The organism is Streptomyces sp. NPDC044033, from assembly GCF_056434425.1.
In genome coordinates this window covers 132,932-158,444 of sequence record NZ_JBWKFF010000005.1, presented here as the reverse complement: position 1 = coordinate 158,444, position 25,513 = coordinate 132,932, and the positions used below count along the sequence as shown (strand labels likewise).

General features: G+C 74.2%; 23 protein-coding genes and 1 pseudogene. 15 read left to right on the top strand and 9 right to left on the bottom strand.

Annotation, left to right across the window (positions count from 1 at the left end; all coding sequences use genetic code 11):
- Positions 1 to 6: 6 nt before the first annotated feature.
- The 3 genes from AC07AB_RS11930 (at position 7) to AC07AB_RS11920 (ending at position 2,243) form a co-directional block, all read left to right on the top strand.
- Positions 7 to 402 (top strand): mismatch-specific DNA-glycosylase, encoded by a 396-nt coding sequence (locus AC07AB_RS11930; protein WP_478564009.1) that lies wholly within the window; start codon positions 7 to 9, stop codon positions 400 to 402.
- Between the two features lie 76 nt (positions 403 to 478).
- A complete protein-coding gene (locus AC07AB_RS11925; RefSeq protein ID WP_478564703.1) occupies positions 479 to 1,339 on the top strand; it encodes a helix-turn-helix domain-containing protein in 861 nt (286 codons plus the stop codon).
- Between the two features lie 40 nt (positions 1,340 to 1,379).
- Positions 1,380 to 2,243, top strand: coding sequence for a dioxygenase family protein (locus AC07AB_RS11920; protein WP_478564700.1), 864 nt, complete (start codon positions 1,380 to 1,382; stop codon positions 2,241 to 2,243).
- Positions 2,244 to 2,473: 230 nt separating this feature from the next.
- Here the strand turns inward: AC07AB_RS11920 and AC07AB_RS11915 are convergent, their stop codons facing one another.
- Together AC07AB_RS11915 and AC07AB_RS11910 are read right to left on the bottom strand one after the other, a co-directional pair.
- Positions 2,474 to 3,211, bottom strand: a complete 738-nt coding sequence (locus tag AC07AB_RS11915) for an ABC transporter permease (protein WP_478564006.1) — start codon at positions 3,209 to 3,211, stop codon at positions 2,474 to 2,476.
- Between the two features lie 2 nt (positions 3,212 to 3,213).
- Positions 3,214 to 4,143, bottom strand: coding sequence for an ATP-binding cassette domain-containing protein (locus AC07AB_RS11910; protein ID WP_478564003.1), 930 nt, complete (start codon positions 4,141 to 4,143; stop codon positions 3,214 to 3,216).
- 108 nt (positions 4,144 to 4,251) lie between these two features.
- On the opposite strand from AC07AB_RS11910, the gene AC07AB_RS11905 reads away from it, so the two are divergent.
- The 3 genes from AC07AB_RS11905 (at position 4,252) to AC07AB_RS11895 (ending at position 7,543) form a co-directional block, all read left to right on the top strand.
- On the top strand, positions 4,252 to 5,613 hold the full coding sequence (locus AC07AB_RS11905; protein ID WP_478564000.1) for a sensor histidine kinase: 1,362 nt from the start codon (positions 4,252 to 4,254) through the stop codon (positions 5,611 to 5,613).
- 9 nt (positions 5,614 to 5,622) lie between these two features.
- Positions 5,623 to 6,273, top strand: coding sequence for a response regulator transcription factor (locus AC07AB_RS11900; RefSeq protein WP_478563997.1), 651 nt, complete (start codon positions 5,623 to 5,625; stop codon positions 6,271 to 6,273).
- Positions 6,274 to 6,385: 112 nt separating this feature from the next.
- Positions 6,386 to 7,543, top strand: a complete 1,158-nt coding sequence (locus AC07AB_RS11895; RefSeq protein WP_478563994.1) for an ROK family transcriptional regulator — start codon at positions 6,386 to 6,388, stop codon at positions 7,541 to 7,543.
- 31 nt (positions 7,544 to 7,574) lie between these two features.
- On the opposite strand, the gene AC07AB_RS11890 is transcribed toward AC07AB_RS11895, so the two are convergent.
- Entirely contained in the window at positions 7,575 to 8,315 is a 741-nt protein-coding gene (locus AC07AB_RS11890; protein ID WP_478563992.1) for a GntR family transcriptional regulator, read from the bottom strand.
- A gap of 265 nt (positions 8,316 to 8,580) precedes the next feature.
- Between AC07AB_RS11890 and AC07AB_RS11885 the strand changes: the two genes are divergently transcribed.
- Complete coding sequence (locus AC07AB_RS11885) at positions 8,581 to 9,327, top strand: SDR family oxidoreductase (protein ID WP_478563989.1); 747 nt, start codon at positions 8,581 to 8,583, stop codon at positions 9,325 to 9,327.
- A gap of 37 nt (positions 9,328 to 9,364) precedes the next feature.
- Here the strand turns inward: AC07AB_RS11885 and AC07AB_RS11880 are convergent, their stop codons facing one another.
- Positions 9,365 to 10,249, bottom strand: a complete 885-nt coding sequence (locus AC07AB_RS11880; RefSeq protein WP_478564697.1) for an RNA polymerase sigma-70 factor — start codon at positions 10,247 to 10,249, stop codon at positions 9,365 to 9,367.
- A 194-nt stretch (positions 10,250 to 10,443) separates the two neighbouring features.
- Between AC07AB_RS11880 and AC07AB_RS11875 the strand changes: the two genes are divergently transcribed.
- From AC07AB_RS11875 to AC07AB_RS11860, 4 genes are all read left to right on the top strand, one after another.
- Positions 10,444 to 11,346, top strand: coding sequence for an alpha/beta fold hydrolase (locus AC07AB_RS11875; RefSeq protein WP_478563986.1), 903 nt, complete (start codon positions 10,444 to 10,446; stop codon positions 11,344 to 11,346).
- Positions 11,347 to 11,550: 204 nt separating this feature from the next.
- On the top strand, positions 11,551 to 12,942 hold the full coding sequence (locus tag AC07AB_RS11870; protein WP_478563983.1) for a dihydrolipoyl dehydrogenase family protein: 1,392 nt from the start codon (positions 11,551 to 11,553) through the stop codon (positions 12,940 to 12,942).
- Between the two features lie 88 nt (positions 12,943 to 13,030).
- On the top strand, positions 13,031 to 14,467 hold the full coding sequence (locus tag AC07AB_RS11865; protein ID WP_478563980.1) for an N-acetyltransferase family protein: 1,437 nt from the start codon (positions 13,031 to 13,033) through the stop codon (positions 14,465 to 14,467).
- Between the two features lie 125 nt (positions 14,468 to 14,592).
- Positions 14,593 to 16,275, top strand: coding sequence for a DUF885 domain-containing protein (locus AC07AB_RS11860; RefSeq protein ID WP_478563977.1), 1,683 nt, complete (start codon positions 14,593 to 14,595; stop codon positions 16,273 to 16,275).
- Positions 16,276 to 16,501: 226 nt separating this feature from the next.
- Here the strand turns inward: AC07AB_RS11860 and AC07AB_RS11855 are convergent, their stop codons facing one another.
- Both AC07AB_RS11855 and AC07AB_RS11850 read right to left on the bottom strand, forming a co-directional pair.
- Positions 16,502 to 19,519, bottom strand: coding sequence for an AAA family ATPase (locus AC07AB_RS11855; RefSeq protein ID WP_478563974.1), 3,018 nt, complete (start codon positions 19,517 to 19,519; stop codon positions 16,502 to 16,504).
- A complete protein-coding gene (locus AC07AB_RS11850) occupies positions 19,516 to 20,706 on the bottom strand; it encodes an exonuclease SbcCD subunit D (protein ID WP_478563971.1) in 1,191 nt (396 codons plus the stop codon). The genes AC07AB_RS11855 and AC07AB_RS11850 overlap by 4 nt, the downstream gene beginning before the upstream one ends.
- A 248-nt stretch (positions 20,707 to 20,954) precedes the next feature.
- Here AC07AB_RS11850 and AC07AB_RS11845 point away from each other — a divergent pair, with 248 nt between their 5' ends.
- The gene (locus AC07AB_RS11845) at positions 20,955 to 21,707 is read left to right on the top strand and encodes a PepSY domain-containing protein (RefSeq protein WP_478563968.1); all 753 of its coding nucleotides are present in this window, start codon (positions 20,955 to 20,957) and stop codon (positions 21,705 to 21,707) included.
- 70 nt (positions 21,708 to 21,777) lie between these two features.
- Here AC07AB_RS11845 and AC07AB_RS11840 read toward each other — a convergent pair whose 3' ends face one another.
- Entirely contained in the window at positions 21,778 to 22,161 is a 384-nt protein-coding gene (locus AC07AB_RS11840) for an RNA-binding S4 domain-containing protein (RefSeq protein ID WP_478563965.1), read from the bottom strand.
- 285 nt (positions 22,162 to 22,446) lie between these two features.
- Between AC07AB_RS11840 and AC07AB_RS11835 the strand changes: the two genes are divergently transcribed.
- The gene (locus AC07AB_RS11835) at positions 22,447 to 23,358 is read left to right on the top strand and encodes a phosphatidylinositol-specific phospholipase C (RefSeq protein ID WP_478563962.1); all 912 of its coding nucleotides are present in this window, start codon (positions 22,447 to 22,449) and stop codon (positions 23,356 to 23,358) included.
- 36 nt (positions 23,359 to 23,394) lie between these two features.
- Here the strand turns inward: AC07AB_RS11835 and AC07AB_RS11830 are convergent, their stop codons facing one another.
- A complete protein-coding gene (locus AC07AB_RS11830) occupies positions 23,395 to 24,021 on the bottom strand; it encodes a YigZ family protein (RefSeq protein ID WP_478563959.1) in 627 nt (208 codons plus the stop codon).
- An 86-nt stretch (positions 24,022 to 24,107) separates the two neighbouring features.
- On the opposite strand from AC07AB_RS11830, the gene AC07AB_RS11825 reads away from it, so the two are divergent.
- Positions 24,108 to 24,515, top strand: a complete 408-nt coding sequence (locus tag AC07AB_RS11825; protein ID WP_478563956.1) for a CoA-binding protein — start codon at positions 24,108 to 24,110, stop codon at positions 24,513 to 24,515.
- Positions 24,516 to 24,601: 86 nt separating this feature from the next.
- Entirely contained in the window at positions 24,602 to 25,090 is a 489-nt protein-coding gene (locus tag AC07AB_RS11820; RefSeq protein WP_478563953.1) for a GNAT family N-acetyltransferase, read from the top strand.
- 24 nt (positions 25,091 to 25,114) lie between these two features.
- Here the strand turns inward: AC07AB_RS11820 and AC07AB_RS11815 are convergent.
- Positions 25,115 to 25,405 (bottom strand): annotated as a pseudogene (locus AC07AB_RS11815) (YbaK/EbsC family protein); the annotation flags it as partial.
- Positions 25,406 to 25,513 lie beyond the last annotated feature (108 nt).

Sequence of the window (25,513 nt, the reverse complement as noted above, 5' to 3'; positions counted from 1 at the left end):
GCAAAGATGGTGCAGATAACTGTGCACCGCTCCGGTTTCACGCCGCGGCAGCTGCGCCCGGACGAGGAGGCGGAGCTGCTGTCGTACGGGCTCGGCATCACCAATGTGGTGGCGCGGGCGAGCGCGCGGGCCGATGAGCTGAGCGCCGAGGAGTACCGCGAGGGCGGTCGCGTCCTCGCGGCGAAGGTCGAGCGGCTGCGCCCGCAGTGGCTGGCCGTCGTCGGGGTCACCGCGTACCGCGTCGCCTTCGACGACAAGCGCGCGAAGATCGGCCCGCAGGAGCGCACCATCGGCTCCACCCGGATCTGGGCGCTGCCCAACCCCAGCGGCCTCAACGCCCATTGGTCCCCGGAAGCGATGGCAGAGGAGTACGGACGGCTGCGCTCCGCCGTCGTACTCTGATGGGGTGACGCGAGGGGCGCAGGAGACGCGGCCTGCGGCGGACGGCCCGGTGCCGCTGCATCGACTTGACGTGCCCATGCCTGGAATTCTGCCGTTCGCCGTGGGGTCCTTCGACACCATCGGGCCGATGTCGCGGGCCGACTTCCCGCACCGGCACACCTTCTACGAGATCGCGTACGTGACCGGGGGCACCGGCCACCACGTCGTCGACCTCGTCCGGCTGCCGCTGGTGCCCCCGCACCTGTGCCTCATCTCCCCCGGCCAGGTGCACTACTGGGAGCGGGCGACAGGGCTGCGCGGGTGGGTGATCCTGTTCACCGACGACTTCCTGCTCGGCCACGGCGGGGACCGGCAGCTGCTGCGCAGGCTCGGCGAGCGCCCCTGGCTCTGCCTCGGCGGCGAGGAGGCGAACCGGCTGACGGCGCTGGTGCTGGACATGCGGCGGGAGTTCGGCCAGCGGGCGGAGGGGTTCATCTCGGTCCTCCAGGCGCATCTGCACGTACTGCTCACCCGGGCGGTGCGGCTCTCCGGGGAGCGGCTGCCGGAGACGGAGACGGGCCGGGCGTCGATGGTGTCGCAGGAATTCACACAACTGCTGTCGCTGCCCGGAGCCGCCGAGCAGTCCGTGGGCGCCCTCGCCGGGCAACTGGGCGTATCCGTCGGCTATTTGAACGAGGCGGTCAAGCAGAGCACCGGACTGACCCCGGGCCGGCTGATCAGAGCCGCCCGCACCCTGGAGGCCAAACGGCTGCTGGCCAGCACGGATTTGACGGTCGGTCAGGTAGCGCGCCAGGTGGGGTTCGCGGACCCCGCCTATTTCTGCCGGTTCTTCCGCCGCGAGACCGGCGTCAGCCCCGGCGACTTCCGCCGCGAGGCACATGGGAATCACCACGTTCGCCGCATCGAGTCCATCGACCCCGCCGGGCTGCCCGCATAACTTCGTTGCCGGAACGGCCATGAGCGACGAGGAGGGCCCGATGGACGACGACCAGGTACAGCAGGACGGGCAGGACGGACAGCGGGAGCAGTCGGCGGGCATCAGCCGCAAGAAACTGCTCAAGGTCGCCTTGGCGGCCGTGCCGTTACCGATGGTGCTCGGCGGGGTGGCCCTGGCACGCGACGCGAAGACGACACAGGAACCCCTGGTACCCACGCCCTACTGCGACGACGGCGACGACCCGACGCCGCAGCAGACCGAGGGCCCCTACTTCAAGCCCAACTCCCCGCTGCGGACGTCGCTGCTGGAGCCCGGCACACAGGGCACCCGGCTCACGGTCAGCGGCTATGTCTTCGGCCTCGCCTGCCGGCCCATCGCCAACGCCCTGCTCGACTTCTGGCAGGCGGACGTGAACGGCGCGTACGACAACACCGGCTTCCGCTTCCGCGGGCACCAGTTCACCGACGCGCGCGGCGCGTTCAAACTGGAGACGATCGTGCCGGGCCTGTATCCGGGCCGCACCCGGCACATCCACGTCAAGGTCCAGGCCCCCAACCAGCGGATCCTCACCACCCAGCTGTACTTCCCCAACGAGCCGCGCAACCAGACCGACTCGATCTTCAACCCGGCGCTGCTGATGAACGTGCGCCAGGTCGGCTCGGCCAAGGAAGGCACGTACGACTTCGTCCTCAACGTCCGGCAGCAGCCGTCGCCGACCGGGCAGCCCACCGGCAACCCGACCACCGGGCCGAGCGAGCCGGGCGGCACCTGGACCGCGGGCACCAACTACAAGGCCGGGGACCAGGTCACCTATGGAGGCACCAGCTACCGGTGCATCCAGCCCCACACGGCCCGCGCGGGGTGGGAGCCGCCGGCGGTGCCGGCGCTCTGGCAGCGGGTCTGACCGCGCCGGGCGGCGCTCCCTCGCCTTCCCCGTGTGACGAGGGGGCGCCGCCCTGTCAGGTCGGACGGCCGGTGCCGCGGGCCGTACGGGCAACACCGGCGCCCGCCGCCGTGGGCCGTGGGCGTGGGCCGTGGGCGTGGGCCGTGCCGACAGCTATCGCCCCGGTGCCACCGTCCGTACGGGCAGCCCCGTCGGACGGTGGCACCGGGTGTACGGACCGACCGCCGGTCTCACACGTCGCGCCGCTCCACCGCGCGCCACCCCGCGAGGGCGGCCAGCGCCGCCCACCCGGCCAGTACCGCCAGGCCCGCCCACGGCCCGATTCCGTCTACGGCGACCGTGTGCAGCACTTCCTGGCCCGCCCGGTCGGGCAGGTACCGGCTCACGCCGCCGGGCAGGTCGCCGAGGACCGGGGAGACGACGCAGACGACGGGGATCAGGACGCTGAGCGAGAGCACCGGGCCGCGCAGCAGCGCCGCGCAGCCCGCCGCGAGGACGGCCAGCAGTGCGAAGTAGACGCCGCAGCCCAGCACGGCCCGCAGCGCGCCCGCCGCTCCCAGGCCGACGCCGCGCTCTCCCAGCGTGGCCTGGCCGCCGAGGAAGGAGGCGAGGGCGGTGACGAGCCCGACGGCGAGGGAGAGAGCGGCCGCGACGGCGAGCTTGCAGGCGTAGAACAGGCCGCGGCGCGGCACCGCCGCGAGGGAGTTGCCGAGCGCCGCGCCCCGGAACTCCGCCGAGACCACGAGGACGCCGAAGCAGAGCGCCGCCATCTGCCCGAAGGTGATGCCGAAGAAGGACGTGAAGACCGGGTCGAACTCCTTGCCGTCGAGCGAGTCCCCGTGGGAGGTCGCGCAGACGAGCAGAGTGACGCCGGTGGTGACGAGCAGCACGCCGGCGAGCGCGCCGAGAATCGAGCGCAGCGAGCGGATCTTGACCCACTCCGAGTGCAGTACCGCGGTGACCGACATGCTCAGCCCTCCTTCGACGCGCTGTGGGCGGCGGCGAACTCGGCCGAGTCCGCGGTGAGCCGCAGATAGGCTTCCTCCAGCGAGGCTTGTGCGTCGCCGAGTTCGAACAGCGGCACCCCGTCGCGCGCGGCGAGCGCCCCGATGTGGGCGGCGCTCGCACCGTCGACGGACCAGCGGCCGTCCCCGTCGCCCTCCCCCGCCAGCCCCGCCCGGTCCAGGAGATCGCGCAGCCGTTCCGGCTCGGTGGTCCGTACGTACACCCGCTGCCGGCTGTGGCCCGCGATGAAGTCGTCCATCGGGGTGTCGGCGAGCAGCCGCCCGCGGCCGAGGACCACGAGGTGATCGGCGGTCAGCGCGGTCTCGCTCATCAGGTGGCTGGAGATCAGGACCGTACGCCCCTCGTCCGCGAGCCGCCGGGTCAGCCGCCGGATCCAGATGATGCCTTCGGGATCGAGCCCGTTGGTGGGCTCGTCGAGCATGACGACCTCCGGGTCGCCGAGCAGCGCGGCGGCGATGCCCAGCCGCTGGCGCATGCCGAGGGAGAGGGTCCGCACCCGCCGGGTCGCGGCCTGCGCCAGACCCGCCTCCTCCAGGACCTCGTCGGCCCTGGCGGCGGGGATGCGGTTGCTGAGCGCCAGCGTCAGCAGGTGGTCGCGGGCGGTGCGGGCCGGGTGCGCGGCGCCCGCGTCGAGCAGCGCGCCGATGTGCCGCAGCGGTTCGTCGAGACCGCGGTACCGGCGCCCCGCGACGGTCGCCGAGCCCGAGGTGGGCCGGTCCAGGCCGAGCACGATGCGCATGGTGGTGGACTTTCCGGCGCCGTTGGGGCCGAGGAAGCCGGTGACGCGACCCGGCCGGACACAGACGGTCAGCCCGTCCAGAGCGCGCGTCGGACCGTACTCCTTGGTCAGTTCCTGTACGTCGATCGAGGTCATGGCTCCACGCTGCCGCGTACGGCCCCTGCCCGGCTTCCCCGATACGGGGGCCGGCCCTCCCCCGGCCGGGGGAGGCGGCGCCGCGGAACGCGCTGGCAGGATGACGTCATGCCGCTGCCCGCGCCGTTGCGCCCGCTGACCCGTACGGTCACCTACACCCGATGGCTGCATCTGTTCAGCAGTACGGTCCTCTTCGGGATCTTCGTCCTGGTCTTTCCGGACCGGCCGCTGCTGGTGCTGGGCTGCTCGCTGTCGCTGCTGATGGCGGCCGCGCTGGTGCCGGCGATGCGGACGGCCGAAGGGTTGCAGGCGCGGCTGCTCCTCACAGGCGACCGGCACGGGGCGTACGGGCACGGCACGTACGGGCAGGACCCGCTCCACCGCCGGGGGTCCGCGGCGGACTCCGGCATCTCCGCGGCGCCGTCCGCCTCCTGGCGGGACCGCCGCCGCACCGCCCTGTGGCTGGTGATCAGGCTGGCGCTCGGAGGCGTCGTCGGGTCCTGCTCCGTCCAGTTGCCGGCGCTCTCCTTCGACCTGGTGCGCGGCACCGGGGTGAGCCTGCTGGGGCCGGGCGGCGCGGGGCCCCACTGGCTGGCGCTGCTGGCCCCGCTGCCGCTGATCGCGCTGTACTCCATGGTGGTGCTCGGGGGGAACGCGGCGGCGGCCGCCGCGCGGTGGCTGCTGGGGCCCTCGGCGGCGGAGCGCATCGCCGCACTGGAGGCGCGTACGGACCGGCTCCTGGAGCACAACCGGCTGGCTCGGGAGCTGCACGATTCGATCGGGCACGCGCTGACGGTCGCGGTGGTGCAGGCGGGGGCGGCACGCGCCGCGGGTTCCGCGGAGTTCACGGAGCAGGCGCTGGCGGCGATCGAGGACACCGGGCGGCACGCGCTGGAGGATCTGGAGCGGGTCCTCGCGGTGCTGCGCGAGGACGCGCCGCACCCGGCCGGGCGTCCGGCGCTCACCGACGCGGAGCGGCTGCTGTCGGCGGCGCGCGGTTCCGGTGCCGAGGTGAGCACGGACATCGACGGCGCGCTCGACGCGGTGCCGGGGCCGGTGTCGCGGGAGGGGTACCGCATCCTTCAGGAGGCGCTGACCAATGTGCTGCGGCACGCGGGCCCGGTGCCGGTCACCGTGCGGATCGCGGTCGCCGGGAACGTACTGGAGCTGGACGTGCGCAACCCTCTGGGCCGGGCGGGCGCGCACGGCGGTGGCGGCGGGAGCGGGCTGCGCGGCATCCGCGAGCGGGCCGCCCTGCTCGGCGGGCGCGCCGACACCGGCCGGCACGAGGGCGGTTGGCGGGTCCATGTGCGGCTGCCGCTCGACGGTCTGGGGCCCGTCGCCGAACTCTCCTCACCCGCCCGAGGGCCGGGCCGCGCAGGCTCTCGCACGGCGGAGGGGCGTCCCCGAACCGGGCCGTACGCGTCAGGAGTGCCCGTCAAGGGGCGGGAGTTCGACAGAGGGGCCTAGGGTGACCGTGTGCCGATATCCGTGCTGCTGGTGGACGACGAACCGCTCGTACGGGCCGGGCTGCGGGCGATCCTCGCGACTCAGCCGGACATCGAGGTGACGGGAGAGGCGGCCGACGGGGCCGCGGTGCTGCCGCTGGTGCGGTCGCTGCGGCCGGACGTGGTGGCGATGGACGTGCGGATGCCGCTGCTGGACGGCATCGAGGCGACGCGGCTCGTACTGCGCTCGGTCGACCGGCCGCCGAAGATCCTGGTCGTGACGACCTTCGAGAACGACGCCTATGTCTACGACGCGCTGCGCGCGGGGGCGGACGGCTTCCTGCTGAAGCGCGCCCATCCGTCGGAGATCGTGCACGCCGTGCGGCTGGTGGCGGCGGGCGAATCGCTGCTGTTCCCGGCCGCGCTGCGCGCGCTCGCCGCCTCGTACGGCAACGAGCGGGCCCGCGCGGCGATGGAACGGGCGGCGCTCACCGGCCGGGAGGCGGACGTGCTGCGGCTGATGGCGCGCGGAATGTCCAACTCGGAGATCGCGCAGAGCCTGATGCTGGGCACCGAGACCGTGAAGTCGCATGTCAGCGCGGTGCTGGCGAAGCTCGGGGCGCGGGACCGCACGCAGGCGGTGATCGCCGCCTACGAGTCGGGATTCGTGGCACCCGGGTGACATCAGACGCTCGCCGCGCCGTCCTGAGCCGGATAGCATCCGGCTCACATGTACATCCGGTCGAACAGACGGTTGATCACGTGTGCGACGGGGGAGACGAAGGAGGCGGTACGTGGGGCGGCTCACCGGTGGGGACCCGTCTTTGCTGCGGCGGATCAACTCCGCGGTCGTGCTGCACGCGCTGCGCGCGGCCGAGGCGGCGACGCTCACCGATCTCGTCCAGGCGACGGGCCTGTCCAGGCCGACCGTGGAGGGCGTCGTCGAGGGGCTGATCGACACCGGCCTGGTGGCCGAGGCGTCGGCCGAGGAGGGCGGTGCGCGCCGTCAGGGGCGGCCGGCCCGGCGCTTCAGGTTCCGGGTCGAGGCCGGGCATCTGCTGGGCGTGGAGATCGGGGCGCACCGTGCGTCGGCGCTCCTGTCCGACCTGAGCGGGCGGGTCCTGGACTCGGTCTCGCTGGACGTCCGGGTGGCCGCGCCGGCGGACGAGCGGCTGGAGCGGGTGGGCAGCGCGGTCGCCGATGTGCTGCGCCGCTCGTCGGTGGCGCGCGGTTCGCTGCGGGCGGTCGGGGTGGCGAGCCCCGGCATCGTGGAGGCCGACGGGACCGTGCGGCTGTGCACGGCGCTGCCGGAGTGGACGGGGCTGCCGCTCGGTGAGCGGCTGCGGAGCTGGTTCACCTGTCCGGTGCTGCTGGAGAACGACGCCAACGCGGCGGCGGTGGCGGAGCACTGGTCGGGCGCCGCGACCTGTTCGGACGACATCGTGTTCGTACGCGCCGGGCTGAGCCCGGGGGCGGGCTCGCTGATCGGCGGGCGGCTGCACCGCGGCTTCGGCGGCGCGGCCGGGGAGATCGGCGCGCTGCATCTGCTGGGCCGGGAGGCCACCCCGGAGGTGGTGCTGTCCACGACCGGGGAGCCGCTGCACCCGCTCGACGACACGCAGGTGGCGCGGGTGTTCGCGATGGCGAGCGAGGGCGACGCCGGGGCGCGGGCGGCCCAGGACCGCTATATGCGGCGGCTGGTGCACGACGTGGCGGCGCTGGTGCTGGCGCTCGACCCCCAGCTGGTGGTGGTGGGCGGCTGGGCCGCCGGGCTGGACGGGGTGCTGGAGCCGCTGCGGTCGGAGCTGGAGCGCTACTGCCTGCGGCCGCCGCAGGTGGTCCAGTCGGCGCTGGGCGAGGCCGCGGTGGCGACGGGCGCGCTGCGCCTGGCCCTCGACCACGTGGAGGAACAGCTCTTCGCGGTCGAGAGCACCGTCACGACGCGCCGCTGAGCCGGGCGCACGTCATAGCGGGCGGGACTCCTCAGCCGGCGAGGAGCTCCATGCCGTTGTCGTCGAAGGTGAGCCGGCAGGTGTCGGCCCGGTAGGTGGCCACGGCGACGGCGGCGGTACGGCCGTCCGCGACGAAGCGGGTGGTGACGACGAGCACGGGCGCGCCGGGCAGCCGGTCGAGCTGCTTGGCGTCGTCCGCGGGGGCGGAGCCCAGCTCCACGGACCGGTCCTGGCCGGCGAGTTCGAGCCGCTGGAGCTCGCGCAGCACGGCGCGGGCGCGGGCCGGTCCGGTGGGCGCGTCGATCGCGGTGAGGGCGGGGACGGTGGCCACCGGCACGTACAGCATCTCGGCGGCGACCGGCTGACCGTGCGTCACACGGGTGCGGCGGACGGCGTACGCCTCCTCGTCGACGGGGAGGCCGAGGAGCCGGGCGACGGCGGCGGGCGGCCGGCGCAGCGTGCTCTCCACGGGCTGCCAGGCGTCGCCGCCGGCGCCCGGCCAGGCGTGCGGGGCCTCGCCGACGGCCACGCCGACGCGGGGCGGGGCGACGGTGGTGCCCACGCCGCGGCGGCGCTGGAGCCTGCCTTCGAGTTCGAGCTGTTCCAGCGCCTGGCGCAGAGTGGCCCTGGCGACGCCGAACCGGGCCGCCAGTTCACGCTCGTTGGGGAGGATCTCCCCCACCGCGAACTCCGAGTCGAGTGCGTTGCTGAGCACGGTCTTCAGGTGCCAGTACTTCGGCTCCGGCAGCGTTTCGAGTTGCGTGGTCCCCACCCTGTCCTCCGCCCCGACGGCACTTATGCGCGCTTCTTTATTAAAGGTTGTTGCAGTATGACTCGGACAATAGGACGGCACGCCACCTTGGTCAAGACCAATCCTCGTTCCGTCACGCACCGCGCACAAGTGGTCCCTCAGAGCGTTCACGCGATGTTGGCGCTCGACCTGCCGGGATGACGCTCCGTCGCCTCGGGTAGCGTCGCGATCCGCCGGGGCGGCGTTCCGCGTTCCCGGTGGGCGGCGGACAGCGAGGAGTACGGGGATGCGGCAGGTCACGGTGGTCACGGGCGGCAGTCGGGGCATCGGTGCGGCGGTGGCCGTGCGGTTGGCGCGCGCCGGGCACGGCGTCGGCATCGGGTACGTGCGGGCACGGGACGCCGCGGAGCGGACGGCCGAGGCGGTACGGGCCGAGGGCGCGCCATGCGTGGCCGTCCAGGTCGACACCGGTGTCGAGGCCGAGGTGGACGCGTTGTTCGACACGGTGAAGGAGGCCCTCGGGCCGATCACCGGGCTGGTCAACAACGCCGGGGTCACGGGTCCGTTGGGACGGTTCACCGAGACGCCGTTGGCGGAGATGCGGCGGGTCGTGGACGTCAATGTGATGGGCGCGATGATGTGCGCGCGGCGGGCGGCGCTGGAGCTGTCGACGCGCCACGGAGGCCAGGGCGGCGCGATAGTGAACATCTCCTCGGCGGGCGCCACGACCGGCAGCCCCGGTGACTACGTGCATTACGCGGCGAGCAAGGCGGCAGTCGACGCCCTCACGCTGGGGTTGGCCAAGGAGCTGGCGACGGAGGGGGTGCGGGTCAACTCGGTGCAGCCGGGGATGATCCTGACCGACATCCACGCCACGATGGGCGACCCCGAGCGGCCGTGGCGCACCGAGGGCCGGGTGCCGGTGGGCCGCCCCGGCGAGGCGGACGAGGTCGCGGGGGCGGTCGCCTGGCTGCTCTCGCCGGAGGCGTCGTACACGACGGGCGCGGTGCTGCGGGTGGCGGGCGGAATGTGATGCGGCGGGCCTTGAGCCTGGGTCGCATCGCCGGCTCCTACCGGCCGAGGCCGGTGAGCTTGTCGGGGTTGCGCACGAGGTAGATGGCCGCGATTCTGCCGTCGGCCACGCCGACGGAGACGACCGTGTCGGGACGGCCCTCGGCCAGGATGAGCAGCGCCGGGGCGCCGTTGATCTCGGTGAAGCGGTGCTCCAGTGCCGCGAGGGACTCCTGGGTGACGGCGGCGAGGAAGCGGCCGACCTTGTCGGCGCTGTGCATCACCCGCAGCGGGGCCTTGGCCTTGCCGCCACTGTCGCTGATGAGCCGGACGTCGGGGGCGAGGAGCGCGAGGAGCCCCTCAAGGTCGCCGCGGGTGGCGGCGGCGAGGAAGCGCTCGGTCAGATCACGCTGCTGGGCCGGGTCCACGTCGTAGCGCGGCTTGCGCTCCTCGACATGGCGGCGGGCCCGGCCGGCGAGCTGCCGCACCGCGGCCTCCGTCCGGTCGAGGGTGGTGGCGATCTCCGCGTGCGGGAAGCCGAACGCCTCGCGCAGGACGAACACCGCGCGCTCCAGCGGGGAGAGCGACTCCAGGACGATGAGCAGGGCGAGGGACACGGAGTCGGCGAGCACGGCCCGTTCGGCGGCGTCGGGGACGGTGGCCGCGGAGCCCGTGCGGTCGGTGTAGTGGGTGGCGATCGGCTCGGGCAGCCAGGGCCCGACGTATGACTCGCGCCGGGACTGGACCTGCCGCAGCCGGTCGATGGCGAGCCGGGTGGTGATCCGCACGAGATAGGCGCGCGGCTCGCGGACCTCGCCGCGATCGGCGGCGGACCAGCGCAGCCACGCCTCCTGGACGACGTCCTCGGCGTCGGCGACGCGACCGAGCATGCGGTAGGCGACGCCGGTCAGTACGGGCCGGTGCGCCTCGAAGGCGTCGAGCATCGCTTCGCCGGTGGTCACCGCTCCATCCCACCCGACGCCGCGGTGGCTTGTCCACGTGAACCCGCTCTCATCGGAGCCGCGCAGCGGCAGCCGGACAGCGGGCGCTACGGGGCCCGCCCCGGGGTCTACCCAGCGGTAACCGTTGCTGACATCCTGTCTCGGAAAGCCGACCGCGGAGGCCGAGGAGCTGCCCCATGACCGAGACCATCTCCTACCCCGTCGAGACGTCGGCCGGCCGGCGCACGGTCGAGGTCGCGTACGAACGGACCGGCGGCGGGGACCCCGTCGTCCTGCTGCACGGCATCGGCCACCACCTGCAGGCATGGCACCCGGTCAGCGGCATACTGGCCGCCGAGCGCGATGTCATAGCCGTCGACCTGCCGGGGTTCGGCGCGTCCCCCGCCCTGCCGGACGGGGTCCCGTACGACCTGGCGGGCGTGGCCCCCGCGCTCGGCGCCCTCTTCGCGGCGCTCGGCGTGGACCGCCCGCATGTGGTGGGCAATTCGCTCGGCGGGCTGCTCGCCCTGGAACTGGGCCGTCTCCATCTCGTACGGTCCGTCACCGCGCTCTCCCCCGGCGGGTTCTGGTCACCGGCCGAGCGGCGGTACGCGTTCGGGGTGCTGCTCGGCATGCGGCGCGGCGCGCGGATGCTGCCCGATGCGGCCGTCGCCCGCCTGGCCCGTACGGCGGTGGGCCGGGCGGCGCTGGTCAGCCCCATATACGCGCGGCCCGGACGGCGTTCGCCGGACGCCGTGGTCGCCGAGACCAGGGCGCTGCGCGCGGCCACCGGCTTCGACGCGACGCTCGCCGCCGGGCGTTCCGTCGTCTTCCGCGACGACGTGCCCGACGTGCCGGTCACCATAGGCTGGGGCAGCGGTGACCGGCTGCTCCCGCCCCGCCAGGGCCTCCGCGCGAAGCGGGCCGTACCGGGGGCCCGGCTCGTGCGGCTGCCCGGCTGCGGGCACGTCCCGATGAACGACGATCCGGCCCTGGTCGCCCGCGTCATCCTCGACGCGACCCGCCCGGCTCCGGACCGCTCAGTTCCGGGTCGCGAGCCGGCCACAGCGGAGGCGGCCGGCCTCGAATCCGGCGGCTGACTCCGGCGTCCGGCGCCCCGGCCTCGCCGGAGGCCCGGCGGGACGGGGGCCGAGCAGGTGCCGCCCACCGGATGGCCGGGACCGATCGGCCCGTGACCGCCCGCGGGCGGCCCGGCGCGTCGTCCGGCTGGCCCGGCGCGCCCGTACGCACCAAGGTGGGGGCGTAACCCGAATGCGGGTCCCGAGGGCGAGAGGTGCGGTGCAATGGCCGAGCAGGTGGATGTCGTCGTGATCGGTATGGGGCCGGGCGGCGAGCACGTGGCGGGGACGCTCGCCGACGCCGGGCTGAGCGTCGTGGGCGTGGAGGCGGAACTGGTCGGCGGCGAGTGCCCGTACTGGGGGTGCGTGCCGAGCAAGATGATGATCCGCGCCGGGAATCTGCTGGCCGAGGCGGGCCGGGTGCCCGGTATGGCGGGGGCCGCGCAGGTCTCACCCGACTGGGGGCCGGTGGCCGCGCGGATCCGCGACGAGGCCACGGACGACTGGAACGACCAGGTGGCGGCCGACCGTTTCACGGGCAAGGGCGGCAGGCTGGTGCGCGGGCGGGGCAAGCTGGCGGGCCACGGGAAGGTGGCGGCGGGCGGCGAGGTGTTCGAGGCGCGGCGCGGGGTGGTGATCGCGACGGGGACCCGGCCGCAGATCCCGCCGGTGCCGGGGCTGGCCGATGTGCCGTACTGGACGAACCGGGACGCGGTCGCCGCCAAGGAGCCGCCCAGGACGCTGATCGTGCTCGGCGGCGGGGCGATCGGGGCCGAACTGGCCCAGGTCTTCGCCCGGTTCGGCTCGCGGGTCACGATCGTCGAGGCGCTGGACGGCCTGATCGCGAACGAGGAGCCGGAGGCCGGGCGGCTGCTGGCCGGTGTGATGGAGTCGGCGGGGGTCACCGTGCGGACGGGGGCGCGCGCCACGGAGGTCCGGCACAGCGGCGACCGGTTCACGGTGGTGCTGGAGGGGGGCGAGGAGGTCACCGGCGATCAGCTGCTGGTCGCCACCGGACGGCGGACGGACCTTTCGGAGCTGGGGCTGGAGACCGTGGGCCTCGATCCCCAGGCGCGTGCGCTGGCCGTCGACGATCAGTTGCTGGCCGCGCCGGGGCTGTGGGGCGTGGGCGATGTGACGGGGCGCGGCGCGTTCACGCATGTCGCGATGTACCAGGCGGCGATCGCGATCCGCGGAGTTCTCGGCAAGCCGGGACCGGACGCCGACTACCGGGCGCTGCCGCGGGTGACCTTCTGCGATCCGGAGATCGGCGCGGTGGGGCTGACCGAGAGCCAGGCCCGCGAGCAGGGGTTGCGGGTGCGTACGGGCCTGTCCCAGGTGCCGTCGACGGCGCGCGGCTGGATCCACAAGGCGGGCAACGAGGGCCTGGTGAAGCTGGTCGAGGACGTGGACCGCGGGGTGCTGGTGGGGGCGACGTCGGCGGGGCCGATGGGCGGCGAGGTGCTGTACGGCCTGGCGGTGGCCGTGCACGCGGAGGTGCCGGTCGACCGGCTGCGGCACATGATCTACGCGTATCCGACGTTCCACCGGGGCGTGGAGGACGCGCTCACCGATCTCCGCTCGGCGACGAAGGGCCACAGCGAAAAGGGCGAATAGAGGGCGGTTAAGGGATGAGCGTGATCCTTTACCCATCGGTCACAGGACGTTCGCGATCACGCAACACCTCTCCGCCAGTGTGGGTGGCATGAGTGATACGACACCCGCGCGAAATGCCCGGCGCCGCCACCACTGGCGGCGCGATGCGGTCGAGCTGGCCGCCCTGTTCACGGCGGTGGCGGTCGCCGACTGCGCCGCCAACATGATCGCCCATGGCCCCGAGGGGCCGGTGCTGCTGGTCTCCTCGGCGGCGGCGCTGCTGGGCACCGCCGGGTTCCACATCTGGTTCTCCCGGCGCCGCGGCCATTCCCCGCCGACGGACGAGGCGGGTGATACCGGCGGGGACGGCCGGCGCGCCGGTGCCACAGGGGCCTCCAGGCCCGGCGCACCGGCCGTCCCCGCCCCCGGCGACGTCGGCGATCTCGCCCTGTGGCGGATGCGTACGACCGTACGAGACGAGCCCGGAACCCTCGCGGCGCTGTGCCTGGCGCTGGCCCACCGCCGCGTCGACATCCTGACCCTCCAGACCCACCCGCTGGCCGCCGGCACCGTCGACGAGCTGCTGGTGCGCGCCCCGGCCGCCCTGCTGCCCGCCGACCTGACGCGGGCGGCCGCCGCCGGGGGCGGCAGCGGTACCTGGGTGGAGCGGGCCGACGCGCACGATCTGGTGGACGCCCCGACCCGGGTCCTGGGGCTCGCGACGCGCACCGCGCTGGACGCAGCGGAACTGCCGCTCGCGCTGCGCCAGTTGCTCGGCCGGTGCACGATCCGCTCACTGCCCGAGCGCCGGACGGACCCTCCGCCGCCCGCCGAGGGCGTGCTGGAGGAGACGGCGATGCGGCTGCGCGACCCGTCCGGCGGGACGATCACCGTGGAGCGCCCGTACCTGCCGTTCACACCGGCCGAGTTCGCCCGCGCACACGCTCTGGTCGGGCTCGACGCCCGGCTCGGGCCCCGGGTGCCGCACCGCCAGGACGTGCTCACCCTGCCGGAGGGCAATGAGATCACGGTGCGCCGGGCGGGCGCCGAGGACATCGAGGCGGCGCGCGAGATGCACGCCCGGTGCACGCCCGCGACGCTGGCGATGCGCTACCACGGCCCGGCCGGCGACGCCGACCGCTATCTCGCCCATCTGCTGAGCCCGCGGCACGGCCGCACCCTGGCCGCGTACACCGCGTCGGGACGGCTGGTGGCGCTCGGCCATCTGCTGTGGGACGGCGACGAGACCGAGGTCGCGCTGCTCGTCGAGGATGCCTGGCAGCGGCGCGGCGTCGGCACGAAGCTGCTGGGGCGGCTGGTCGCCCTGGCGGAGGACGCGGGGTGCGAGAGCGTCTACGCCGTCACCCGGGCGGCCAACACGGGGATGGTCGCGGCCATGCGCGGCCTGGACCTTCCGCTGGACTACCAGGTCGAGGAGGGCACGCTGGTCGTCACCGCGCGGCTGGCGGCCCGGCCCGCGCCGCCGGCTGCGGCGCTCGCGCCCGTACCCACCGTGCGGCAGGCGCCCCCCGCCCCGGGCCACTGAGCACACCGCCCCGGCCGGCGCCGCCGGAACAGCGCGGAAGGCGGCGTCGGGTGTGACCGGCGCATCAGGTGTGTGACGGGCCATGGCAGTGACGAGGCGGACCCTTCCGTACGAGGATGGGCCCCATGGTCCAGAACACTGACAGTCCGCTGCCCCGTCAGGTCGCCGACGCCTATGTCGACGCGCTCATCGAAATCGACCCGATCACCGGGACCTATCTGGGTGTGCCCGAGAGCGCCCGGCTCCTGCCCGACTACTCCCCCGGCGGGCAGGAGGCGCTCGCCGCCCTCGCCCGTACGACCCTCGACCGGCTGACCGAGGCCGAGGCGCTGCCCGGCGCGGACAGCGACGCCGAGCGGCGCTGCGCCCGGCTGCTGCGCGAGCGGCTCACCGCCGAACTCGCCGTCCACGAGGCCCGGGAACCGCTGCGCGCCGTCAGCAACCTGCACTCCCCCGTCCACTCGGTGCGCCAGATCTTCACGCTGATGCCGACCGGGACCCCCGAGGAGTGGGCGTCGATCGCGGCCCGACTGCGCGCCGTCCGGGGTTCGCTGTCCGGCTATCGCGCGTCGCTCGCCGAGGGCCTCGACCGCAAGCTGCCCGCCGGCCCACGCCAAGTGTCCACCTTCATCGGCCAGTTGGGTGAGTGGATCGGCACCGACGGCGGCTGGTTCGCGGAGTTCGCGGCCCAGGGGACCGAGGCGCTGCGCGGCGAGCTGGACGAGGCCGCGGCCGACGCGACCGCCGCGGTCGCCGAACTGCGCGACTGGCTGCGCGAGGTGTACCAGCCCGCCGTCGAGGGGTCGCCCGAGGTCGTCGGCCGCGAGCGGTACGCGCGCTGGGCCCGGTACTGGAACGGCACGGACCTCGACCTCGACGAGGCGTACGCCTATGGCTGGTCGGAGTACCACCGCATCCACGCCGAGATGCGCGCCGAGGCCGCGAAGATCCTCCCCGACGCCACCCCCTGGGAGGCGCTGCGCCACCTGGACACGCACGGCGAGGCGATCGAGGGCGTCGAGGAGACCCGCGTCTGGTTGCAGGCGCTGATGGACGAGGCGATCGAGGCGCTGGACGGCACGCACTTCGATCTGGCGGACCGCGTCAAGCGCGTCGAGTCGATGATCGCGCCGCCGGGCAGCGCCGCGGCCCCGTACTACACGGAGCCGTCGGTGGACTTCTCCCGGCCGGGCCGCACCTGGCTGCCGACGATGGGCGAGACCCGCTTCCCCGTGTACGACCTGGTCTCCACCTGGTACCACGAGGGCGTGCCGGGCCACCACCTCCAGCTCGCCCAGTGGACGCACGTGATCGACCAGCTCTCCCGCTACCAGGCCACGATCGGCATGGTCAGCGCCAACGCGGAGGGCTGGGCACTCTACGCGGAGCGGCTGATGGACGAACTGGGCTTCCTCACCGACACCGAGCGCCGGCTGGGCTACCTCGACGCGCAGATGATGCGCTCGCTGCGGGTGATCGTCGACATCGGCATGCATCTGGAGCTGGAGATCCCCGACCACTCGCCCTTCCACCCGGGCGAGACATGGACCCCCGAGCTGGCGCGCGAGTTCTTCGGCATGCACAGCGGGCGTCCGGCGGACTTCGTCGACAGCGAGCTGGTGCGCTACCTGGGCATGCCGGGGCAGGCCATCGGCTACAAGCTCGGCGAACGGGCGTGGCTGACGGGGCGGGAGGCGGCCCGCGCGGCGCACGGCGACGCGTTCGACGCCAAGGCGTGGCACATGGCGGCGCTCTCCCAGGGGTCGCTCGGCCTGGACGACCTGGTGGCGGAGCTCTCCGCGCTGTGACCTCGGCGCCCGGCGCGGGCGGGGCGGCTTCGGCCGCCTGTCCGCGCCGGGCGGAGCAGTGGGACGCTCGGCGCCGGTGTCACCGCCCTGGCCGGATCGGCGCGCGGCGTGCGATCGCAAGGCGCCGGAAGGTCCTGGCAGCGGAGGAGCCACCAGGGCGTTTCGGCAACGCCGCGAGCGTGCGTGCCAGGCGTCGCGCGACCGGCCAGGGGTATGGCCCCGGCGCTCAGCCCGCGGCGCCCGCCACCCGGTGCCGGACCGCCGAGCCTGCCCGGTCCTTGACGATCTGCAACTGGGCGGGGATGCGCTGCCGCAGGTCGCCGACGTGGCTGACGATGCCGACGGCGCGGTCCCGCTCGCGCAGTGAGTCGAGCACGTCCAGGACCTCGTCGAGGGTCTGCTCGTCCAGGCTGCCGAACCCCTCGTCGATGAAGAGGGTGTCCAGGCGCGCGCCGCCCGCCTCGTCGGTGACGACGTCGGCGAGGCCGAGGGCGAGGGCGAGGGAGGCGAAGAACGTCTCGCCGCCGGAGAGCGTCGCGGTGTCGCGCTCGCGGCCGGTCCAGGCGTCGATGACGTGCAGGCCGAGGCCGGAGCGGCCGCGGCCGCCGGTCCGCGCGTCGGAGTGGACGAGGGTGTAGCGGCCCGAGGACATGCGGCTCAGCCGGGCGGTGGCGGCCGCGGCGACCTGTTCGAGGCGGGCGGCGAGCACATACGACTCCAGCCGCATCTTCCGCTCGTTGTCCGCGGCGGTCCCCGCGGCGAGCGCGGCGAGGCGGGCGAGGCGGTCGTGATCCTCACGGAGCGGGGCGAGCGCCCGGGCGTCGGCGACGGCGCCCCGGGACAGCTCGTCGAGCTGCCCGCAGCGGGCGCGCGCCGCGGCGTCCTCGGCGGAGGCTTCGCGGAGGCGGCGGGTGGCGGCTTCGGCGGCGGCCTGCGCGGCCGCCACGTCGGCGGCGGGGAGCTGGGCCGCGGCGGCGGCCTGTTCGTCGGCCAGCTCGGCGGCGACCGCGCTCTCCTCGGTCTGCCGCTGGTCGAGGCGGTGTTGCAGGCGCTGGTGCTCGTCCTTGGCCAGGCGGGCCCGCGCCGCGTGCCCGGGGGTGTCGAAGCCGGCGCGGTAGGCGGCGTCGGCGAGCCGCGCGTCCGCTTCCTTGAGGCGATCCGCCCCGTCCCGGGCGGCGCGTACGGCCTCGGCGGCGGCGGCGAGCGTGGTCAGTCGCCGTTCCAGCAGTTCGGCGCGGCGGGCGACCGTGGCCGCGCCGCCGCGGGCGCGCGCCACTTCCTCGGCCAGCTCGGCGTGTTGACGGTCGAGGGCTTCTCTGCGGGACGTACGGGCGGCGGTGCGGCGCTCCGCTTCCTGCTGTTCGGCGCGCCGGCGCTCGTACTCCCGTTCCGCGCGGCCGAGGGCTTCCCGGGCGGCGTGCACGTCCGCGCCGGCGCTGCGGGCCGCCTCGTACGAACTCCGCAGGTCGGCGAGGGTCTCGTTGAGTTCGGCGACGGTGGCGCCGCCCGCGGCGGCCGCGGCGCCGGCCAGGGTCTCGCGCAGCGCCTGCGCCTGCCGGTCCGCCTCGTCCCGCGCGGTGTCCGCCCGCTGGGAGGCGGCCAGCGCCGCCTCCTCGGCGGCCCGGTCGACCTGGCCGGCCTCCGCGCGGGCCGGTGCGGGGTGCTCGGTCGCGCCGCACACCTTGCACGCCTCGCCCGGGGTCAGCTCGGCGGCGAGTTCCGCGGCGATGCCGAGGAGCCGCCGTTCCTTGAGGTCGAGCCAGCCCTCGCGGGCGGCCGACGCGCCGTCGCGGGCGGCCCGCAGGCGCTCGGCGGCGGCGTCCGCCTGGGCGGCGAGGCCGTCGCGGCGCTGGGCGGCGGCGAGTTGTCCGCGGGCCGGGTCGATGCGGCCGCCGAGCTGTTCGGCGTGGGCGGCGGCCTCCTGAGCGGCGTCGATGCGCCGCTGATGGCCGAGGCGCGCGGCCTCCCACCCGGCGATCCACTCGGCGGCGTCGGCGGCGATGTCCTCGTCGGCCCGCGCCTCGCGGTCCAGCGCGGCGCGTTCGGCGACGACGGCGGCCGCGCGCTGCTCGGCCCGGCGGGCGGCGGCCAGCGACCCCAGGTCCTCGCGGAACTGCCGCTCCAGCGCGGCGAGCCGGTCGGCGCCCTCGTCGGCGTAGGCGGGGTCCAGGCCGTCGCGGCCGCGGCGTTCGGCGTCGCCGGCCGCGCGCCAGGCGCGCTCCGCGTCGTCGCGCAGGGCGAGGGCGGGGGCGACGGACTCGGCCGCCCGGGCGTTCTCCAGCCGCCGCCTGGTCTCCTCGTACTCCTCGCGGCCGCGCTCCAGGTCTGCGGCGCGCCCGCGCGCGTGGGCGTGCCGCTGTTGGAGGCGTGCCAGTTCGCGGGCGGCGTCGGCGTGTTCCCGGGCGGCGCGGTGGGCGTCTTCTGCGGCGAGGACGGCGGCCGCCGCGACGGCCTCGCGCTCGCGTGCGCTCGTACGGGCCAGGGCGGCCCACGCGAGGACGGCGGCGGCGAGTCCGGGTTCGCCGGGCGCGAGGTCGGGCAGCGGGTTCTCCAGCAGTTCCGTGCTGTGGCCGGCGGCCTGCGCCATCCGGTGGGCGGCGGCCAGCAGCCGCTCGTCCCCGCCGCGCACCCGCTCCTCCGCCGCGCGCCGCAGCTCGGCGAGCCGGTCCTCGACGGCGGCGAACCGGCCGGTGTCGAAGAGCCGGCCGAGGAGCTTGCCGCGGGCGGTGTCCTCGGCGTGCAGGAAGCGCGCGAAGTCGCCTTGCGGGAGGAGGACGACCTGGCAGAACTGCTCCCGGCTCATGCCCAGCAGCTGGCTGATCTCCTCGCCGATCTCCTGGTGGGAACGGCTCAGCGCCTTCCACTGGGCGCTCTCGGCGCCCTGTTCGCGCAGCGCGCAGTACGCCTTCTCCTTGGTGGAGCCGCTGCCCCGCTTCTTGGGTCGGAGCTGTTCGGGCCGCCGGGTGAGCTCCAACCGCCGTCCTCCGGCGGTGAGTTCGAGTATGACCTCGGTCGGCGTCAGCGGCTGCGCGTGGTCGCTGCGCAGCGTCAGGCCCGGGCTCTGGCGGGCGCCTGGCACACCTCCGTACAGGGCGTAGCAGACCGCGTCCAGGACGGAGGTCTTGCCCGCGCCGGTCGGGCCGTGCAGCAGGAAGAGCCCGGCGGCGGACAGTTCGTCGAAGTCGATGTGCTGGGTGGCGCCGAACGGGCCGAAGGCGGTGAGGGTGAGCCGGTGGAGCCTCATCGCGCCACCTCGCCCGCGCTCTCCGCGGCCCGCACCGAGTCGAGCGCGTCGGTCAGCACGCCGCGCTCCACCGGGTCGGGGCCGCGGCCGGCCCGCACATGGGCCACGAAGTCCTCGGCGATCTGCTGGTCGCTGCGGCCGCGCAGCCGCCGCGCGTACGAGGCGAGCGGGTCCTCGGGGGCCCGGTCGGGCTCGAAGACCAGGCTCAGGACGTGCGGGAAGCGCTTGGTGAGGCGGGCCATCGGCTCATCGGGACGGTGCGCGTCGGTGAGCGTCGCCTCCACATAGGCGTCTTCGTGCCGGTCCAGGGTCGGATCGCCGAGGAGCTCGTCGAGGGGGCCGCGGATACGGGCCAGGGCGCGCGGGACGGGGCAGTCGAGCCGTTCGGCGCTCAGCTCGGCGCCGGTGCCGGTGCCGGTGCCGTCGTCGGGGCCGAGGTCCACGAGCCACATCGACTTGCGGTGGCCGGCCTCGGAGAAGGAGTACGCGAGGGGGGAGCCCGAGTAGCGGACCCGTTCGGTGATGCGCTGGCAGCGGTGCAGGTGGCCGAGGGCGACGTAGTCGATGCCGTCGAAGATCTCCGCGGGGACCGCGGAGACGCCGCCGACGGTGATGTCGCGTTCGCTGTCGCTGGTCGCGCCGCCGGTGACGAAGGCGTGCGCGAGGACGACGGAGCGGGTGCCGGGCGGGCGGGTGGCGAGGTCGGCCCGTACCCGCTCCATGGCGGCGCCGAGGACTGCCGTGTGGTTGGCCTTCGGGGCGGCCAGTTCGTCGCGGACCAGCGCGGGTTCGAGGTAGGGCAGGCCGTAGCAGGCGATGTCGCCGTGCTCGTCGGTGAGCAGGACGGGGTCGGCGCAGCCGGCCGGGTCGGTGCGCAGGTGGATGCCGGCGCGCTCGATCAGCCCGGCGCCGACGCCGAGGCGGCGGGCCGAGTCGTGGTTGCCGGAGATCATGACGGTGGGAACGCCGAGGCCGGCGAGGCGGTGCAGGGCGTCGTCGAAGAGTTCGACGGCGGCGAGCGGCGGCACCGCCCGGTCGTACACGTCGCCCGCGACGAGCACGGCGTCGACGCGCCGCTCCCGTACGGTCTCGACGAGGTGGTCGAGGAACCGGCGCTGCGCGTCCAGCATGCTCACCCGATGGAAGGAACGCCCCACATGCCAGTCGGACGTGTGCAGAATTCTCAAGAAACCGCTCCGACCTGCATGTTTTCCCCTTCTCCGCCCCTGTGGCCAGTCCGGGCCCGCGCGGGGTCGCACCATGGCCGTCAACAACGCTAACGCCCTGGTGTATCTGGTCCACCACAGACCTCGGTTTTCGACCGGTCCACCGGGCACGGGCGGGCAGGCTCGATAGCGAGGGCGGGCGCGGTGCCGCTCGGGTGATTTAGCCGGATAGGGGTGAGAGCACTGCTTTGTGGGGAAAGGCTGCGGCTATGAGCGCTGAACCCGGATCTGTGAATCCTCATCGCAATGTGGTCCGCACTCGGCGGGGCCGTGCGGCGGGCGTCCTGTGCGGCGTCGTCGTCTCGGCGGCCCTGGTGAGCGGGTGCGGGGACGACGGCGGGGGCGGCTCGTCCTCCTCCGACTCGTCCGCCTCATCCGGCTCTTCCGCTTCTTCCGGCTCATCCGCTTCTTCCGGATCCTCCGGCTCGTCCGCCCCGGCCTCCGGTTCGGCATCGGCGGGGACCTCCGGGCTCACCGAGGACCAGGCCGAGCGGAAGACCCTGCTGCCGACCGCCAAGGTCGGCTATGAGCGGGCGGCACGGACCGCGGCGGCGGCCGTGCCGGACGGCAAGGTCGCCGAGATCGAGCTGAAGCGGACCGCCGGCGGCGGGTCGGAGTGGCGGTCCAAGGTCGCGGCGCGCGACGGCACGGAGCATGACGTCCGCGTGGACGCGGGCTCCGGCAAGGTGACCCGGTCGCGGACGGAGCCCGACCAGGACAGCGACGACAAGCGCAAGCTCGCCGACCTGCTGAAGAAGGCGAAGGTCTCCGCACAGCAGGCGGTACGCACCTCCTCCGAGCGCAAGCCCGGCACGACCACCGCCGTGGAGATCGACGACAGGGACGACGGCACCACGATCTGGTCCGTGGACCTGGTGAACACCGACAACTGGAACAAGACAACGTTCGACGTGGACGCGGCCAACGGGAAGGTCCTGCGCGAGCACGTGGACCGCGACTGAGGTGACGACGGCGACAGCCGTCACGGCGGGGGCGCGGATCGTTGCGGACGCCGGCGCGGCCCCCCGCCGCCTACGGCGTCTCGCGGCTGCGGAGCGCCTCCATGTCGCGGCGTTCACGCTTCGTCGGACGCCCGGCGCCGCGGTCGCGCTGGGCGACCGGCAAGACGGCCTCGCGGGGCGGCGGGGGCGGGCTGTTGTCGACGAAGCATTCGGCGGCGACGGGGGCGCCGACCCGCTTCCGCACGAGGCGCGAAACGACGACGATCTTCTCGAACCCGGCCTGACGCAGCCGCACCTCGTCCCCGGACCGCAGTGGCTGGGCCGGTTTGGCACGCTCGCCATTGACGCGGACATGCCCGGCGCGGCAAGCGGCGGCGGCCAGCGCGCGTGTCTTCGTGAGCCGTACGGACCAGATCCAGCTGTCGACCCGCACGGTCCCCTCGTCTGAAGCCATGCCACGACTCTATAGCCAGGGTCCGACAGCACCGGCTCTACGGCCAAGGTCCGACAGCACCGGCGCGAACGGGGCCGAGCACGGTGGCGGGCGAGCGCGGCCGGATACGGGCAAGTGCAAGTAGACCCCACGAGCCCTGTAGGCAACCCAGAGCGCATGGGTCTCACTGAGCGGCTTGATTCGCCCCCTTAACGCCACGAGCGCGTTCAGGCCATAATCCGACGGCCAGTGATCGACGGTCCGAGATGCGACGGCCCGTCAGCCGATCGACGAGGGGACGGATACATGAGCGTGGACCGGCGCGGATTCCTGAGGGGCGCGGCGGCGCTGTCGGCCACCGGACTGCTGGGGTACGCGGGCGAAGCCCGTGCCTCGGCCGCGCCCCTCGCGCCCGGGCGCGCTCCGGCCCGTACCCGCTCCGGCCAGGACTGGCTGTCCGGGATCGCGGACAGCACCCCCGTACAGCGCCTCACGCTGCCGGGCACGCACGACTCGGGCGCGCGATTCGGCGGCGCGTACGTGGCATGCCAGACCCTGACCATCGCGGAGCAACTGAACGCGGGCATCCGGTTCCTGGACGTCCGCTGCCGCGCCGTGGACGGCGTCTTCGCCATCCACCACGCCGCGTTCTACCAGCAGCTGATGTTCGGCGACGTCCTCGGCGCCTGCCGGGACTTCCTGCACGCGCATCCCTCGGAGACCGTCCTGATGCGGGTCAAGCAGGAGTACTCGGAGGTCGGCGACGCGGAGTTCCGCAAGATCTTCGACATCTACCTCGACGACAAGGGCTGGCGCCCGCTGTTCCGGCTGGACGGCACGCTCCCGACGCTGGGCGAGGCCCGGGGGAAGGTCGTACTGCTCGGCGACAACGGCGGTCTGCCCGGAGTGCGCTACGGCGACGGGCGGCTCTTCGACATCCAGGACGACTACATGGCGGAGCCCTTCGCCAAGTACCCCAAGATCGAGGCCCAGTTCCGCAAGGCCGCGCACGAGCCCGGCAAGCTCTACATGAACTATGTGAGCACCGCGGCCCTGATGCCGCCCCAGTGGAACGCGAACCGCCTCAACCCCCAGGTCCTGAAGTTCCTGGGCGGCGCCGAGGCCCGAGGCTGGACCGGACTCGGCCTCGTCCCCCTGGACTTCCCGACCGCCACGTCCGGCCTGATAGAAGCAGCGATCAAGCACAATCCGACGTAACACGGGCCCGCCCTCCGGGGCGCTCCCCCAGGCCGCTCACGCGTCCATGTACGTCTCGCCGCCGAGTTCGAAGCCCGCCGTCCCGGCGGTGGTGTTGGCGAGCCAGGCCCGGAAGGGTTCGATGTCGGCCTCCGGGAGGCCGATCTCGATGCGCACGTCGGTGCCGTAACCGACGTCGCGCACCGTGCGGCCGGTGGCGCGCAGGTCGTTCTCCAGCCTCCCGGCCCGTTGGTGGTCGACGACCACCGTCGCCAGCCGGAACCGTTGCCGGGTGGTCGTGCCCAGGGTGTCGAGGGCCTCGCCGACCACCCCTCCGTACGCGCGGATGAGCCCGCCCGCGCCGAGCTTGACGCCGCCGAAGTAGCGGGTGACGACGGCGACCGCGTACCGGATCTCGCGCCGTACGAGCATCTGGAGCATCGGCACCCCGGCGGTTCCGCCCGGTTCGCCGTCGTCGCTCGCCTTCTGGACGCCGCCGTCGGCCCCGATGACGTACGCGAAGCAGTGGTGCCGGGCCGTGGGGTGCTCCTTGCGGACGCGCGCGATGAACCCCTGCGCCTCCTCCTCCGTGGCGGCGGGCGCGAGCGCGCAGATGAAGCGCGACTTGTTGATCTCGATCTCGTGGACGCCTTCGCGTGCCACCGTCCGGTACTGCTCCTGCATCCCGACACCCTATGCCGAACCCCGTCGCTCATCCCGCACGGGCCGAGCTGCGGGAATGCTCCGTCGCGGCCTTTCGTTGAGCGGGCATGTACGCAGACGACGCGACGCTCCGCAAGATCCTGACCTCGGCAGGCGACACCTGGGCCGTGGTCGGCCTGTCCACCAACGAGCAGCGCGCCGCCTACCGCGTGGCCGCGGTGCTCCAGCGCTACGGCAAGCGCGTCGTGCCCGTACATCCCAAGGCCGAGACGGTGCACGGGGAGCGCGGCTACGCGTCCCTGTCGGAGATCGACTTCCCCGTCGACGTGGTGGATGTGTTCGTGAACAGCGACCTGGCCGGCGCGGTCGCCGACGAGGCCGTGGCGATCGGCGCGAACGCCGTCTGGTTCCAGCTGGGCGTGGTCGACGAGGCGGCGTACGAGCGGACGCGCGCGGCGGGCGTCGAGATGGTCATGGACCGCTGCCCCGCGATCGAGATCCCGCGGCTGGGCTGACGGGCCCGCGGCCGCCGCCGTGATAGCGGGGGCCGTACCGCCACGGGGGCGGCCACGCCCGGCGGGGCGTGCGTTAGCGTCGGCCCATGATCGAGATACGTGCCGCGCTCCCCTCCGACGCGCCGGAACTGGTCCGATTGCGCCGTCTGATGTTCGGCGCCATGAGCGGTCAGGACGCCGCGGGCGCGTGGGAGGCCGACGCCGTGGAGATGGCCCGCGCACAGCTGTCCGCGCCCCGGCCTCGCCTCGGGGCGTTCGTCGTGGACGGCGCGGCCGAAGACGGACAGCCACGGCTCGCCGCGTGTGCCGTGGGCAGTGTCGAGGAGCGGCTGCCGGCGCCCCGCCGTTCGTCGGGGCTCTTCGGGTTCATCTTCAACGTGTGCACCGATCCGCGGTACCAGGGGCGCGGCTACGCCCGCGCGACGACCGAGGCGCTGCTCGACTGGTTCGCGGAGCAGGGGGTGTCACGCGTCGATCTGCACGCCAGTGAGGAGGCCGAGCCGCTCTACCGGAGCCTCGGTTTCCACGAGCACTCGACCGCGCTGTCCCTCGATCTCTCCCGGCGCGACCGGTAACGGCCGGGCCGAGTCGGCTCCCGTTCAGACGCCGAGCCCGTCGAGCACGGTGGCGCCGGGGAGTTCGGCGAGCGCACGGCCGGGGACGATCAGCTTGCCGCGGCGGCGGCCGCTGCCGATGAGGACGTACGGGCTGTCGGCGACGGCGGTGTCCACCAGCACCGGCCAGTCGGCGGGCAGCCCGATCGGTGTGACGCCGCCGTACTCCATGCCGGTGGCGCCGAGCGCGGTGTCCATGGCGGCGAACGACGCCTTGCGGGCGCCGAGGTGGCGGCGTGCGACGCCGTTGACGTCGGCGCGGGCGCGGCCGAGGACCAGCGGGGGGGGGAGGGTGGCACTGGCGCTGCTCTTGGAGGCTAGCGAAGCAGAAGTCCCCTAATTTTCTCCCCCCTCCCAGACACCGCCCCCCCCAAAGACCGCTAT

Coding starts and splice junctions, on each gene's coding strand:
- AC07AB_RS11885 (WP_478563989.1), top strand. CDS start 8,581: ATGCGGCAGGTCACGGTGGTCACGGGCGGCAGTCGGGGCATCGGTGCG.
- AC07AB_RS11855 (WP_478563974.1), bottom strand. CDS start 19,519: ATGAGGCTCCACCGGCTCACCCTCACCGCCTTCGGCCCGTTCGGCGCC.
- AC07AB_RS11825 (WP_478563956.1), top strand. CDS start 24,108: ATGTACGCAGACGACGCGACGCTCCGCAAGATCCTGACCTCGGCAGGC.
- AC07AB_RS11880 (WP_478564697.1), bottom strand. CDS start 10,249: ATGCTCGACGCCTTCGAGGCGCACCGGCCCGTACTGACCGGCGTCGCC.
- AC07AB_RS11820 (WP_478563953.1), top strand. CDS start 24,602: ATGATCGAGATACGTGCCGCGCTCCCCTCCGACGCGCCGGAACTGGTC.
- AC07AB_RS11875 (WP_478563986.1), top strand. CDS start 10,444: ATGACCGAGACCATCTCCTACCCCGTCGAGACGTCGGCCGGCCGGCGC.
- AC07AB_RS11840 (WP_478563965.1), bottom strand. CDS start 22,161: ATGGCTTCAGACGAGGGGACCGTGCGGGTCGACAGCTGGATCTGGTCC.
- AC07AB_RS11865 (WP_478563980.1), top strand. CDS start 13,031: ATGAGTGATACGACACCCGCGCGAAATGCCCGGCGCCGCCACCACTGG.
- AC07AB_RS11930 (WP_478564009.1), top strand. CDS start 7: ATGGTGCAGATAACTGTGCACCGCTCCGGTTTCACGCCGCGGCAGCTG.
- AC07AB_RS11905 (WP_478564000.1), top strand. CDS start 4,252: ATGCCGCTGCCCGCGCCGTTGCGCCCGCTGACCCGTACGGTCACCTAC.
- AC07AB_RS11920 (WP_478564700.1), top strand. CDS start 1,380: ATGGACGACGACCAGGTACAGCAGGACGGGCAGGACGGACAGCGGGAG.
- AC07AB_RS11925 (WP_478564703.1), top strand. CDS start 479: ATGCCTGGAATTCTGCCGTTCGCCGTGGGGTCCTTCGACACCATCGGG.
- AC07AB_RS11845 (WP_478563968.1), top strand. CDS start 20,955: ATGAGCGCTGAACCCGGATCTGTGAATCCTCATCGCAATGTGGTCCGC.
- AC07AB_RS11870 (WP_478563983.1), top strand. CDS start 11,551: ATGGCCGAGCAGGTGGATGTCGTCGTGATCGGTATGGGGCCGGGCGGC.
- AC07AB_RS11915 (WP_478564006.1), bottom strand. CDS start 3,211: ATGTCGGTCACCGCGGTACTGCACTCGGAGTGGGTCAAGATCCGCTCG.
- AC07AB_RS11910 (WP_478564003.1), bottom strand. CDS start 4,143: ATGACCTCGATCGACGTACAGGAACTGACCAAGGAGTACGGTCCGACG.
- AC07AB_RS11835 (WP_478563962.1), top strand. CDS start 22,447: ATGAGCGTGGACCGGCGCGGATTCCTGAGGGGCGCGGCGGCGCTGTCG.
- AC07AB_RS11830 (WP_478563959.1), bottom strand. CDS start 24,021: ATGCAGGAGCAGTACCGGACGGTGGCACGCGAAGGCGTCCACGAGATC.
- AC07AB_RS11860 (WP_478563977.1), top strand. CDS start 14,593: ATGGTCCAGAACACTGACAGTCCGCTGCCCCGTCAGGTCGCCGACGCC.